This is a genomic window from Methanospirillum hungatei (assembly GCF_020216685.1).
Lineage (GTDB): Archaea > Halobacteriota > Methanomicrobia > Methanomicrobiales > Methanospirillaceae > Methanospirillum > Methanospirillum hungatei_B.
The window spans coordinates 1-12,630 of record NZ_JAIWNS010000150.1 but is presented as its reverse complement, the minus strand read 5'-3'; the positions used below and the strand labels follow the sequence as shown (position 1 = coordinate 12,630).

19 protein-coding genes are annotated in these 12,630 nt (G+C 42.9%); 6 read left to right on the top strand and 13 right to left on the bottom strand.

All coding sequences use genetic code 11. The annotated features are described in order from the left end of the window. A partial coding sequence (gene nudC, locus LDL35_RS09625; RefSeq protein ID WP_304022132.1) for an NAD(+) diphosphatase occupies positions 1-674 on the bottom strand: 674 nt, incomplete at its 3' end. Between the two features lie 266 nt (positions 675-940). Between nudC and LDL35_RS09620 the strand changes: the two genes are divergently transcribed. Continuing rightward, on the top strand, positions 941-1,096 hold the full coding sequence (locus LDL35_RS09620; protein WP_304022131.1) for a hypothetical protein: 156 nt from the start codon (positions 941-943) through the stop codon (positions 1,094-1,096). Between the two features lie 185 nt (positions 1,097-1,281). Here LDL35_RS09620 and LDL35_RS09615 read toward each other — a convergent pair whose 3' ends face one another. The 4 genes from LDL35_RS09615 to LDL35_RS09605 all read right to left on the bottom strand — a co-directional run bounded on the left by LDL35_RS09615 (position 1,282) and on the right by LDL35_RS09605 (position 3,508). After that, positions 1,282-1,575 carry a hypothetical protein gene (locus tag LDL35_RS09615; protein ID WP_304022130.1) on the bottom strand — a complete coding sequence of 98 codons (294 nt, stop codon included), beginning with the start codon at positions 1,573-1,575 and terminating at the stop codon, positions 1,282-1,284. Positions 1,576-2,419: 844 nt separating this feature from the next. Then, the gene (locus tag LDL35_RS09610; protein WP_304022129.1) at positions 2,420-2,797 is read right to left on the bottom strand and encodes a hypothetical protein; all 378 of its coding nucleotides are present in this window, start codon (positions 2,795-2,797) and stop codon (positions 2,420-2,422) included. After that, entirely contained in the window at positions 2,794-3,039 is a 246-nt protein-coding gene (locus LDL35_RS15345; RefSeq protein ID WP_369694912.1) for a PAS domain-containing protein, read from the bottom strand. The genes LDL35_RS09610 and LDL35_RS15345 overlap by 4 nt, the downstream gene beginning before the upstream one ends. A 223-nt stretch (positions 3,040-3,262) precedes the next feature. Next, the gene (locus LDL35_RS09605) at positions 3,263-3,508 is read right to left on the bottom strand and encodes a response regulator (RefSeq protein ID WP_304022128.1); all 246 of its coding nucleotides are present in this window, start codon (positions 3,506-3,508) and stop codon (positions 3,263-3,265) included. On the opposite strand from LDL35_RS09605, the gene LDL35_RS09600 reads away from it, so the two are divergent. Beyond that, on the top strand, positions 3,507-3,671 hold the full coding sequence (locus tag LDL35_RS09600; protein ID WP_304022127.1) for a hypothetical protein: 165 nt from the start codon (positions 3,507-3,509) through the stop codon (positions 3,669-3,671). The two genes, LDL35_RS09605 and LDL35_RS09600, sit on opposite strands and share 2 nt — an antisense overlap. 46 nt (positions 3,672-3,717) lie before the next feature. Here the strand turns inward: LDL35_RS09600 and LDL35_RS09595 are convergent, their stop codons facing one another. Continuing rightward, positions 3,718-4,674 (bottom strand): hypothetical protein, encoded by a 957-nt coding sequence (locus tag LDL35_RS09595; RefSeq protein ID WP_304022126.1) that lies wholly within the window; start codon positions 4,672-4,674, stop codon positions 3,718-3,720. A 163-nt stretch (positions 4,675-4,837) separates the two neighbouring features. On the opposite strand from LDL35_RS09595, the gene LDL35_RS09590 reads away from it, so the two are divergent. Beyond that, positions 4,838-5,083: an MTH865 family protein gene (locus LDL35_RS09590; RefSeq protein WP_304022125.1), complete on the top strand. Its 246-nt coding sequence runs from the start codon at positions 4,838-4,840 to the stop codon at positions 5,081-5,083. A gap of 56 nt (positions 5,084-5,139) precedes the next feature. Here LDL35_RS09590 and LDL35_RS09585 read toward each other — a convergent pair whose 3' ends face one another. The 3 genes from LDL35_RS09585 to LDL35_RS09575 all read right to left on the bottom strand — a co-directional run bounded on the left by LDL35_RS09585 (position 5,140) and on the right by LDL35_RS09575 (position 6,772). Beyond that, positions 5,140-5,838: an ABC transporter substrate-binding protein gene (locus LDL35_RS09585; RefSeq protein WP_304022124.1), complete on the bottom strand. Its 699-nt coding sequence runs from the start codon at positions 5,836-5,838 to the stop codon at positions 5,140-5,142. Positions 5,839-6,161: 323 nt separating this feature from the next. Next, on the bottom strand, positions 6,162-6,521 hold the full coding sequence (locus LDL35_RS09580; protein WP_304022123.1) for a hypothetical protein: 360 nt from the start codon (positions 6,519-6,521) through the stop codon (positions 6,162-6,164). A 47-nt stretch (positions 6,522-6,568) separates the two neighbouring features. After that, a complete protein-coding gene (locus tag LDL35_RS09575; protein WP_011447562.1) occupies positions 6,569-6,772 on the bottom strand; it encodes a hypothetical protein in 204 nt (67 codons plus the stop codon). A gap of 111 nt (positions 6,773-6,883) precedes the next feature. Here LDL35_RS09575 and LDL35_RS09570 point away from each other — a divergent pair, with 111 nt between their 5' ends. The 3 genes from LDL35_RS09570 to LDL35_RS09560 are packed head-to-tail and all read left to right on the top strand — an operon-like array spanning position 6,884 to position 8,508. After that, complete coding sequence (locus tag LDL35_RS09570; RefSeq protein WP_304022122.1) at positions 6,884-7,699, top strand: uridylate kinase; 816 nt, start codon at positions 6,884-6,886, stop codon at positions 7,697-7,699. After that, on the top strand, positions 7,699-8,184 hold the full coding sequence (tsaA, locus tag LDL35_RS09565; protein WP_304022121.1) for a tRNA (N6-threonylcarbamoyladenosine(37)-N6)-methyltransferase TrmO: 486 nt from the start codon (positions 7,699-7,701) through the stop codon (positions 8,182-8,184). The genes LDL35_RS09570 and tsaA overlap by 1 nt, the downstream gene beginning before the upstream one ends. Before the next feature lie 39 nt (positions 8,185-8,223). Further along, a complete protein-coding gene (locus LDL35_RS09560; protein WP_304022120.1) occupies positions 8,224-8,508 on the top strand; it encodes a SemiSWEET transporter in 285 nt (94 codons plus the stop codon). 6 nt (positions 8,509-8,514) lie between these two features. On the opposite strand, the gene LDL35_RS09555 is transcribed toward LDL35_RS09560, so the two are convergent. Genes LDL35_RS09555 through LDL35_RS09540 form a run of 4 tightly spaced genes read right to left on the bottom strand, consistent with a single transcriptional unit; the run spans position 8,515 to position 12,349 of the window. After that, positions 8,515-9,636, bottom strand: a complete 1,122-nt coding sequence (locus LDL35_RS09555) for a putative sulfate/molybdate transporter (protein WP_304022119.1) — start codon at positions 9,634-9,636, stop codon at positions 8,515-8,517. Then, on the bottom strand, positions 9,623-10,717 hold the full coding sequence (locus tag LDL35_RS09550; RefSeq protein ID WP_304022118.1) for an ABC transporter ATP-binding protein: 1,095 nt from the start codon (positions 10,715-10,717) through the stop codon (positions 9,623-9,625). The genes LDL35_RS09555 and LDL35_RS09550 overlap by 14 nt, the downstream gene beginning before the upstream one ends. 6 nt (positions 10,718-10,723) lie before the next feature. Next, complete coding sequence (locus LDL35_RS09545; RefSeq protein ID WP_304022116.1) at positions 10,724-11,410, bottom strand: ABC transporter permease; 687 nt, start codon at positions 11,408-11,410, stop codon at positions 10,724-10,726. Between the two features lie 36 nt (positions 11,411-11,446). Then, the gene (locus LDL35_RS09540) at positions 11,447-12,349 is read right to left on the bottom strand and encodes a substrate-binding domain-containing protein (RefSeq protein WP_304022114.1); all 903 of its coding nucleotides are present in this window, start codon (positions 12,347-12,349) and stop codon (positions 11,447-11,449) included. Between the last annotated feature and the right edge of the window lie 281 nt (positions 12,350-12,630).

The window sequence follows — 12,630 nt, the reverse complement described above, 5'->3', positions numbered from 1 at the left end:
GAATCAGGGAAGGGCCATGGTTCACTGGCACAATACCTGATATTCTGTATCGAAATGCCAGTCTCCTCATAGACTTCCCGATGTACCGCCTGTTCAATTGTCTCACAAGGTTCAACGAAACCGGCGATGAGACCATATCGTCCAGGTGCGCCATCTCTTCCCCTGACCATAAGGATGGAGTTCTTGTTTTGAACAAGGACAATGATTGCAGGTGATAACCGGGGATACGTGACCTGATGACATCTTGGACAGATTTTTGCCCGTTCGGTCTGTGAATGGGATGTTGCAGACCCGCATCTCCCACAAAAGCGGGTGGTCAGGTCATAATGGATGAGCTGAACTCCCAGTCCTGCAATCGCAAGTTCATCATCCGATATACGCCCTGCCAGTTCCCGGACTTGATAAAACAATCCTCCTTGAGGAAGGGGTATGCCATCTGGAACACTTAATGCATAACACGGTGCTGTACCAAGGTGACCAAGATACACCATGTTCTTATGAAAATCCTCTGGGAAATCTGAAGGTAGGTCTGATAATATGGTCGGTTTATCACCTGTTCGTACGAAGATCTGTTTGTCATGGATATACACGAGGTGGGCATCATCCTGGGGCATATCCGGTACAGGGTATTGCATATGTAATGAATGGGCTGCAAACCGTGCTTTATGTCTCATAATTATCTGCTTTTTCTCGCAATCTGATTTTTTCTCTCTTGACATTATGGGTGAACTCTGCGAATCCTGTTCGTTCATTCCCTGACATGTCTTCATAATATATACACTATTAGTTATATTATAACTTATGGTTATTTAATAACTAATGGTTATAATTATAAAAATAGCATATAATAATTTTTCTGAAATTTCAGGACAGCATCCGAGTTGTTTCATTAAATTCAGAGATTTTGGCTGGCAGATGCAACACCCTGGAAAAGAGATGGGTGAGTTACATACTGGCTGCAACACTAAAGACTGATGAGCATCTGCCTCTTCGGTCAGGAGGAATTAATGGTAGGTTTCCAAAAAGCCTGACATGCCCCTGTGCCCCTATTGTCATTGCTGTTGGTGATATCAGTCAGGCAATGGAAAATACCTGATGCCGAGGGAAGCATTTTAGGTGAACCGGTCTTACTATCTGGCATTGGGATGTACGTAACGATTATTGATACGGAAGAGAACCGGGTTGGGATATTAGAGCCAGTTAATCTGGAATGACCCAATTTTTTAGGAGAATACGATCAGATGAAAAAGAGATTGGGGGATATAAGCAGTGATTTGCACATCAGACTGTTGCGACCGGAAATTCCATTCTTCTCTGAAAGCCCTGAGATTTTCCTGGTGTTACAAGCCAGGTTGTACTGTTTGAGTAACTGTATCGCTCAATGGTGAACTCAGGACAGATTTCTGAGAGTATTGCCATGTTGGTTCCGACTTCCTTGGAAGACAAGCCAAGCTCTTTTGCTATATATTTGGACTTCAGAAAACATCTTCCGTTGTGGAGCTGGGTTTTCAGATAATTGATAAGGGTTATCTGGTTTTCATTGTACTTTGTGCTGAATCTGCTTTTTGTTAACATTTTTTTACCTCTGGTCTGATTAGGGGTGGAGCGTTCAGAATGCCCTGTGTGTAGGAGGAAGGCCTGACATCCTGCCAGGCCATGGGGGTGTTCTGTCTGTTCCTGTGGGAATTTTATGGGAGTGGTAACGGGCAGATACCCGGGTTGTCTCTTCGGATAATGAGAAGGGTTCTGATTATTGCAATGTAGGAGGACATGCAGAACGCAGGTACATCTTCTCATCCGGAGAGTGAAGCACAGATGATCCAGACCTGTGTGCCCGGATATGTTCTATGCCTGCTCGGTCTCCCCGTGACATACCAGTATTGAATGAAACAGTGTATAAGGTCTGTAGATAAAACCGTTTAAAAATAGTCTGAAATTAATTTCTTATGAAATTATGCTGATTAATGGAGAATCGTGAACCCAGCGAATGATGCCGGGGGAAACCTACCGTTTATGTCTGTTGTTACTGGTCCGGACAGAAGAAAGTTTATCACAGACTATCCGTCTCCTTTTATTCTCTCTAGGCGAAATAAGTGAAATGAATAGTTGCAACCGGTTGCAACTGGTTTTTGGAAGGTTTTCAAATAAAATGATGATATCTGTCCGCCGACGTTGATGATTGGGGCGGGGTGCATCAGGGAAGAAGAATCCTTAAACCTGGGGTCAGGAAATGGTCTGATAAAAGGGAAGGTAAATGCCTCATCTATAAAATATATTGTGATTCGCGAATGTGCCGAAGAAAAACTGTTACATCATTATATTACCAGTCTTGGATCCATTTCTTCCTTTTTGGGTGTAAATCAAATGAAATATCTTTGAATGCCATATTCATCACCAGATCTATGCTAGAAAAACATTATTATCCAATACCATAATGTTTCATAAGAAAGTTGCGGATCTTATCTGATTCAATCCATCCTTTGTAAAGTTTATCAACAATCTGGTTAATTACCGCGATCTGCTTCATGATATTGTCTGCAAGCTCATCACCAAGGTCGGCAGTATAACAGGCGATGACCGTCAGTGGATTTCTGATCTGATCATTGAGTATCGCGAGCATCTCCATATTTTTATTGATCTGTGCCACAGCAGTCTTTATCCTGTGCTCCTGCTCCTTCTCAACCGTGATGTCATCGCATATCCCGTCAATCCAGGCTACACCTCCAGCAGAATGATATCTGACCTGAGCAGTGACCGTTATCCATATCGGTGTTCCATCCCTCTTTTTCGCCCTCAATTCAATATTTCTGATAACTTTTGTCTCCTGAAGATTTTTTCCAGGTCATGATAGTCATCTTCTGATTGAAATAAATCAATGACCCTTATACTCCCCATTTCATCAATAGAAGGGTATCCGAAAATTGCTAAAAAGGCTGGATTTACCCATTTCCATTGTCCGGATGATGTCGGGACAAATCTAAAAACACCTGCATTCAGATTATTCACAAGAGAACGATACTGTTCCTCACTATTTTTCAGTTCGCCTGTTCTTTCCTCTACAAGTTCCTCAAGATGAATCTGATACCGCCGTAACTCCTCTTCAGCCTATTTTCTGATGAATATTTCTTTATTAAGGTCACTGTTTCTCTGTTCAAGTTGCTTTTTCAGACGGTGAATAGTCAGATGTGTCTCGATCCTCGCAAGTACTTCTTCAGATTGAAATGGTTTGGTGATATAATCCACAGCCCCAAGGGTAAACCCTTCACTTTATCGGAAACGTCGTCCAGAGCACTAATAAATATGACTGGGATGTCGCAGGTATTCTCATCGGCTTGAATTTTGATATTCCTTCATATCCATCCATATCTGGCATCCTGAAATCCAGGAGGATGATATCAGGAATTGCATATTCAAGGGATTGCAGAGCCAGAGATCCACTTGAAGCAGGCCGGATAGTGTAATCAGGGGAAAGAATGTCAGATAATAAAGAGATTTGTTCTGCATACATGCATCTCTGTAGGTCTGAGATGCTTCTGGAAGCAGATAATATCACCACTCCCCAGGCAGAAAAAGAACTTATCATTGGGAAAGAAATGATGGAAAGCCTGGCGGGATCTCCATATGTCGGAAAAGAGGCAGCTCTTATCGCAAACATTTCTAAAGTTTTATAAAATTTAGATTATGTGGGATAAAAAAAAATTTACCAAAGGGCCGGTGCTACAGTTCTTCATCTGATTTCTTCTCTATCAAGGTCCCCTTTTTCACCAGATTTTCAAGGCAGAACCTGATATTCCACCCACGGTTCTGATTCAGTCCTGCAATAAAATATGGATGATCACGGCCGTCAATGACAATCTCAATCCCATCCTGTTTCATCGCAAGTTTTGTTATCCGAGCAATGAGGAAGATAAATGGGTATGTCCCGTCTGATTGAAGTGGAATTATCCGTTCTGATGAGATAACTACGGTCCCCTGATAGATCTCATAATACTCCCATTCGGTCTCTTCACCAGCCTTGGCATGAGAGTAAATCCGATCTCTCCCCCAGGTCAGAGTAAAAAGTTTCCCTGTTTTTTTCTTTTTGAACACTTCTTTCAGATCATATATCACCATAGTGTCAATGTAATGGATCATCTCTCCTGGTTTTCTGATCTCCCGAAGGCCGACTGGTATTTCAGTACACCATCGAGGTAATAATCCGGGTTTGGTAGTAAATTCTTTTAAATACCGGGGATAGAAAGTTTCGAAAAAGTAATCAGTGTCTGTTGGAATCTGAAGAAGATCTACAAAATATCTGACCAGTCCAAGTGTTTCTTTTTGACCGATGTCGGTTTGTACTTGAAAGAATCTGAAGAGGAGATTATATTTTTCCTGGTCTGTCAGCGATATTAAAAAAGGGATTTCATTAGAACTTATCTTCTCCAACCGGACTGCTTTTTTAAAAAGATATTCCTCAATGAGGCATTTATCTGATTCCATCTTCTGAAGACACGATTCACAGATAGAGGTATGTCGTGATAATTTCGATTTTACATCAGTATTTCCGCATATCGGACAGCCGTGTCCTTTATGGATCCCTTTTAAAATACGCTGCGATGTATAGTAATCTGAAAGAATAGTTTCATTTGAACGACTTTCATCTTCTGAAGGTTCATTATGATGAGGAACGTGCATGGTATCAGAATCTGTTTTGAGTGTGAAGTACTCTGGTTTTTTTCCCAGTATCGATAATGGTGGATGAACCGGATATCATACCCTCGGAAAATTATTGCATCTATAGGTAATCATCGGACACATTTCGTAAATTATTAGTGTCTGGGTATTATAGATACCTCCTATGGGTATGCGTGATGAATTGTTCTCAAAGTGGATCGAAGCGATGAAAGGAGTCAAATTTCCGGTATCATCCGTGGATGAAGTCTATGCCGGATTACCGAAGGGTGCAGAAAGCAATATTTCTGTCGGCGGACTTGTCGTCTGTAACACCGGAGACCTGTTTGGACGGTTCATAAAACCCACCGATTTCCCAATCGAATCCGCAGAGGCCCTTGCAAACCTTATACTGGATCGCGCCGGCCTGTGATCAGATGGTATAACCAATGACTAAATGCTTAAAAAGGAGAGTCTGAAAAAAGCCGTTCAATCCCGCCGTTCCACTATTAAGGAACCCTGATCTTCCCTGACAAACAGTACCGGACAGTGATTGATCCTCATTGGCTGGGGGAACTTTCGAAACCTGACTTCTCCTGAATCAATTGCTTTTCCATCAATTGAATATACGGCGGGGATTCCTGCATCATGAATTACAGATATTACTGCCTTACCCCGCAGTGTTCTGATTTTTCCAACCTGTATGTATCTTCCGTCTGATCCACTAGCTGCAAGGCCCACGGCTGCAAGAGCTCCGATAATACCTCCTTTGGTTCCATTAAGTCCTGCAAGACGCACTTTGGTATGGAGAGCCAGGGTCATTGCCTGGTCCTGGGTAAGAATGGTTGATTTTGCCTCTTTTCCAAAGAGAATAAGAGCCGGAGTAACAGATTCATGGATGGCCATGCAGATTCCAGGATCACTTCCTCTGGCGGCACGTGATCGAACAAATCGCGCTATCTCATCAAATAGTGCATCTTGTTCTTCATGAAGGACGGTGTGGATATGTATGACTGCTGCACTATTGTGGGATGTGTAAGGAATATCTGGGTGAACATAGAGCTGATGTCTGGTAATACCAAGAAGCTGGTATCGTTGTTCAAGCAGACTGAACAGATCCCTGGCAAGTCTGCCGGTTCCCGGACTATCAGGCATATCGGTATCATCAAGTGAAACATATACAGTCATATAAAAATCCTGCCACCCAAGGCAAATGAGTGATAATTCTTCATACAGGTACACGGCAGAAGGTATCATACTTCTGATATGAATCGATTAAACTGGGTCTAATTTTTTAGAAGAGGCACGATAATCATTCTGATATAACAGTTGAAAAACAGTTGAAAATCAGTTGGTACATATTTTAGCTTACAATTCATCAAAAGATAAATATTTTTTACGTTCCCCGCTCATATATGGAAGAGATGAGAAGTCGGTTATACAAATCCTGTACACCATCGGGAACCGGAATATTACAATCCGATCCACATTCCGGTATGAGAGGTATCTTCTCACTCCTCATTATCATGTTTTGTCATTTTTACTATCTCATTAAAAACTGCTACACCAAGCATAGCAGTACTCTCTTCAGGATGAAGATGCGCCATGAATGAAACGATTTTTTGTGTTCCTTTGCTTGTTGTGAGTATACCCACCCGTTCAGCCCGTGTTACCAGATTCTGCTCTTCCATCATGGCAAAGTACGGGAGGATATAGTAATGTGGTACATCCAGGTACTCGGCAAGGCGCCGGGTTGTTGGGAATCTAATATGAATTCCTTCTCTGGAAAACGTTATAGTTACCGCGTTATCTTCGAAAAGGAAAATTTTTACCGCGGATTCAAAGAGGCCTTCGATTGAGAGCGATGGCATGTGAACAGAATAGGAGTTTTACACTCTTAAGGATGCAGGAAAAGAAATTAGTGTTTTTTCTTCTGGTCATCGGGAACAGGTTCAAGCCAGACGATCTCAGCACCGACTTCCTTTGCGATCATCTCAAGTTCAATTTTTCTGAAATGAGTTGCAACGACCTGGATCTGTCCTCCGGTAACGGCTACGATACGGTATTTGGGGCTCTTGACTCCCGCACCGACTTTTTGTCTTTCACGAACAAAGATTTTCATAATTTTTTCACCTCTAAAGACCAACAGAAGTATACACACGTGGTATACCAGTTGGTTATCAACAATATATCTATAGTATCTCATCTTATTTATAAATTATTATGGTGATCCATGCACGAGCGACATGAGATTTTTAACAAACTCCAGGGCGAAACCCTGGTACGGAAAGGATTATTTGATCGGTATAACGAACGCCCGCTCCTGCGAATCCTCCCTGAACTGAATGTAATAAAAATCGGTGGACATGGGATCATTGATTATGGCCGGGATGTTGTCCTTCCTCTGGTTGATGAGATTGGTGCTTTATCAAAAGAACACCAGTTGATGATTATTACCGGAGGAGGAGTCAGGGTCAGGCATATCATGGATATCGGCCTTGATCTGGGGATGCCAACCGGGGTTCTTGCGGAACTGACCAGTAAGATTTCTGAGCAGAATGCGATGATGATGGCCACCCTGCTCGCACCCTATAAGGCAAAACGAATTCATACCAGCGATCTCCTTGAGCTGCCGACCCTCCTTGGAATGGGGGCGCTCCCGGTTACCCACGGCACACCACCGTACGGGCTGTATGAACATCCGTCTGAACGGACAAATGGCGGTATTCCTCCTCACCGGACTGACACCGGTGCCTTTCTGGCAGCAGAGGTACTTGGAGCCAGGAGCTGTATATTAGCGAAGAATGTAGACGGGCTCTATGACAAACACCCCCTAAAGTACCCGGATGCAGAGCTTATTCCAGAAATTACTGCAAGTGAACTGATAGCAATGGACATGGAAGATCTTGTCCTTGAGCGAAAACTCGTTGAGCTGATGCTTGAGTGTAGAAACATCAAAAAGGTTCAGATAGTGAATGGGCATAAACCTGGAATGATTACCCAGGCTATAAAAGGCGAAAAGGTTGGTACCATAATCCGGGCCGAGTAATGGAAACCTGCTGTGTCACCCCAATCGGGATAATACACAGTCCTTTTTCTGAACCAACCGGTATGCCGGTTCAACCATCAGGCGCTTCTGACATTGTAGGGTATATTGATATACTTCCACAATACCTGGAAGGACTATCGGATATCACCGGGTTTGAGAGGATTATACTTCTGTATTTTTTTCATCGGTGTGATGGATTTTCACTTCAGGTGACACCATATTTTGATACCACAAAAAGAGGTCTTTTTGCAACCAGGGCTCCCCGAAGACCAAATTGGATCGGGTTTTCAGTGATTCGGTTAATAGATGTGAAAGAAACTCGACTTTTCATCCGGGATGTGGATATTCTGGACGGGCCTCCGCTACTCGATATGAAACCATATGTTCCGAAATTTGATGCATATCCGGATTCAAAAGCAGGGTGGCTTGAAGATAAACAACAAAATGTTCCTGAAATTAGTGCGGACGAAAGATTTCATTCCTGATTCTCAATACCCCTATATGGTACTGAACAGATATCTGGTATGGATATGCTGCTTTATACCGGGTATATCGGAGGTATATGCACCACGATAGCATTTCTTCCCCAGGTTGTTAAAACATGGAAAAGCAGGTCTGCACATGATCTCTCCTGGGGTCTTTTATTTCTGCTTCTTGTTGGCGTTTTTCTCTGGATGATTTACGGAGTAGTAAGCGGCGATATTCCTGTCATGCTTGCGAATGGAGTAACCAGTTTATTCATCGTCTCATTAGTGGGCATGAAATGGTGGTTTGATTATTGGTTGGTTGCGAAAACTGAGCAATATTAACTCCAATCATGGTGTGAGATGGTTCTTTCGGTGTATAAGTACCCACGCAAGAATCAGGCCTGCACAAAACCCGATAGCAAGACCAAATGGAACCGCAAGCACGGCAATCAAGCCTGAAACAATAATATTATCTGTTTTTAGTCCATGTTTTGCAAGTTCAACGGCTACCACAATAAGAAGAACCCCGAACATACCAACAGGAAGGGCACCTGAAATCTCCAGGTCCGAACAGAGAATTCCTATCATAAATAGGAGCACTCCCCCAAATAGTAATGAAAGCCCGCCCCTTGCACCAAACCGGTAATGAGCAGCAAGCCCCCCGGCACCATGACACATCGGAAATCCTCCACAGAGCGACGCAGAGAGACTCATCATACCGACCGTTTTGCAAATTGTATCTGGGTTCTCTTCTCTTTTAAATAAATCATGTGCCAGGAGAGATGTTGCCAGGATCGCATTTGTCAGGGTCAGGGGGAGCTGAGGGGGCACAAAATGGATAGTTGCATAAAAAAAATCATTTGGTGATGGAATTTCAAGAAGAGGAACAGGAATTGAGATGAAAGATGGAAATCCTGCACTAAAAATAGCAACGAAAAATCCTGATACAATTATGGTCAGGGCAGAGAGATCCGGAATTTTCACAACTCTCCGTGTAAGGAAAAATGCTCCCACAATACTCACAGATAATAATGCAAAGGAAATATCGGGCAGAATAAAACCGGGAATTGCACTTTTAATAAAAATGAGTGCAAGGCCAAGCTGTACCCCCCTGATAACCGGTTCAGGAATGACCTGTCTGACACGATCCATCCATCCAAAAAATCCGATGCACAAACAGATGATCCCCATAACAATACCTGAAGCAGCAATCAGGTGAGGAGTGACTGACTCAGCAATAGCAATGGCACCAACAGCTTTTAGCGGTTCAACCGGGATGGGAATCCGGTAATAGAGACCTGTTATGATATACCATGCAGCGGCCCAAAGAAGCATAATCGAGATATTCATTCCGCATGATACTGAAACGGCGAAAAGAAGGGGAAGAACCGTCCCAAAATTTCCTGCTGAGCCGGCAAGTTCTGAAAGGATGTATGAATGGTGGAGAAATGGCCTCTCAGATGCACTCATTTCCATTCTCTTCCGGCATTATATGGACTGAAGGGGCCTTAAATGATAAGACTGCTTCAACACCCGGTTTAAGATCCAGCTCACGAATAGACTGCCACGTTACCTGAACCGATAATGTCAGTTCTCCTGATTTGACATTCACATGACTGATGATACCAAATGGTTTCACCGCTTCAATGGTTCCGAAGATAACATTCCTGGCACTTGACCATCGGTCTGGACCAGTATGCAGGGTTATCTCTTCTGGCCGTATTGCGATTCTAACGTTGGTTCCTGCCGGGGCATTACTGATTGCATGGATCTCGACGTCATGGACCAGAATGACAGATAATCCATCTTCTTTTCGGATGACTTTTCCAACCAGAATATTTCCAATCCCGATAAATTTCGCTACATCAACAGAACAGGGTCGGGTAAATACATCAAAAATTGTTCCTGACTGGATAAAATGTCCGTTCATCATAACCGCAACCCGATCAGCAAGTCGCTGCCCCTGTATGAGATCGTGTGTGGACAAGATGACGGTTGTGCCAAGTTTCTTATTATAATGGCGGATGAGATCTTCGATAACTTCGGTTGAAACAGGATCAAGGTTGGCAGTAGGTTCATCTAGAATCAGGATATCAGGTCCAGTCACCATTATCCTGGCTAAAGATACCCTTTGTTTTTCTCCACCTGAAAGGGTTGTCGCCTTTCTCTCCTCATATCCCGAAAGTCCGATCTCATCAAGTTTCTGAAGAACTCTCTCTCGAATCTCCTCTTTACCAAATCCCCGATAATGAAGGCCGAGAGCAATGTTATGATAGACTGAGTCTTTGAACGCAACCGGGTTTTGAAAGACCATTCCGATACGTCTTCGAACCGGATCATTATCTGAAAGCTTGACAATGGATTTGCCTTCCAGAAGTACATCTCCTGTTGTTGGTTTTTCAAGGAGACCCAGAATCCGAAGTAACGTGGTCTTTCCCTGTCCTGATGGGCCAATGATTGCAAAGATCTCTCCCTTTCTGATAGTTTCAGACACACCGGTAAGGACGGTATTCTTGTCAAATGTTTTTGTAATATCTGCTATGTCAATCATCCATTCCTACCTGTTCTGGACAATTCCCATGAAGAGATTGATAATGAGTGCAATCACAAGAAGGATAATACCAAGAGCCAGTGAGAGATTAAAATTACCCATGGACGTCTGGAGAGATATCGCGGTCGTCAAAACCCGGGTATGGCCTTTGATATTTCCACCAATCATGATGGCCGTACCGACTTCAGAGATGGCTCGTGAAAATCCAATAATTACTGCCGCCATGATCGTGAATCGTGCCTCCCGAAGATGACTTTTCAGAAACTGAAACCGGGTAGCCCCAAGAGATCTGATAGTATCGGTAATAATCGGATCGATTGCCTGGAGTGCTGCAATTGTAAGCCCGGTCATAATCGGAATAATCAGAATGGTCTGACCAAATACCATACCGTTCGGAGTAAACATCCACCCTAATGTACCGAGTGGTCCGGACCGTGAGAGTATCATGAAACATAATAGTCCGACAATGACGGTAGGTAAGGCGTACAATGTTTGTATTACGCTGATAAGACTCTTTTTTCCCCAAAATTCATTGAAAGTAATAATCGCTCCAAGGGGGATTGCAATTATTGTGCTGATAAGAACCGATGAAAAGGTAATCTGAAGAGTTCTGAAGGTAATATCCAGCACTTCTGAATCTGCTGTTAGTATCAGCAGAAATGCTGTTTGGATACCGGTAAGCAGATCATTCATAATTTGTGTTGGTTAGAAAAAGAAAAGAAGATTGGGTTATACAACCGGATCTTTGGTCTCTTCGTTGGTGACTCCCATGATCGCTGCATTGCCACGACCTGGGTTAAAGTATGGAACACCGTTCTTTTCTACGCCATATACAGAGAGCAAGTCCTGAACTTCATCACTTATCATGAAATTGATCCACTTCTTGGCCATCTCTGTATTGACATCAGGACAGACTTTGTCATCAACCCGCATGACTGCATAGACATTCAAGAAAGCTGGATCATTCTCAACGAGCGGAACAAGAGTAAGATTGCTCTGATATGTTCCCCAAGATGCAGAATCACTTAAGGTGTATCCCTGAAGTTCATTTGTCATGGAAAGGGTCTGACCCATTCCAGCGCCGGCTTCACGATACCAGGGTGATGTGTTGATCTCTGCATAGTCATATCCACCTAATTTCCAGAGAAGTTTTTCACGTGAATGGGTTCCGGAGTTGTCTCCACGGGATACAAAGACAATTGATGGATCCTGTCCTGCAGCCTTTTCTATTGCCATGAATGCTTCAGTTCCATTCAGTCCAAAAACCTTTGCCGGGTCGTTTTCAGGTCCGACAAGGAGGAAGTAGTTATATCCAAAGACACGACGATCAACTCCAAAACCTTCATCGATGAACTTATCTTCGGCAACACGGTCATGGACCATGACAATGTCCACATCACAGTTCTTACCATATTCAAGAGCCTGACCAGTTCCTACTGCAACCCACTGTACATCGACATTGTTTGCAGCTTCAAATTTCTCTGCAAGTACATCAAGAAGTTTGGTTGCATCAAGACTGGTTGTGGTCCCAATTAATAGACGATCTGCACTGTGCTCAGGAAGTGTTACATCAGCAGCTGATACTGTCCCACAGAGAAGCATTGCTCCCAGCACAAGAGTAATGATCCCCATTGAAAATTTACCGATCATGCAATAACAAATTGACTTCCTGTTATTTATTTTTATTTAATTTCACTTCCTAATTAACAACTGATAATCAACAGTTATACGTACTGTTTATCAGTTGGTTTAGGGAGTATTTGAAAACGGCTCTGTCTGAATTTCTAGTGATATGGGAAATCCTTCAATGAGAATTTCATAGAGAAAGATTTAATATTATATAAAATAATATATATTATAATGGAGATCGTTACAACCTTAAATTCCTTTAGTACTGTTCAAACTCTGTACCC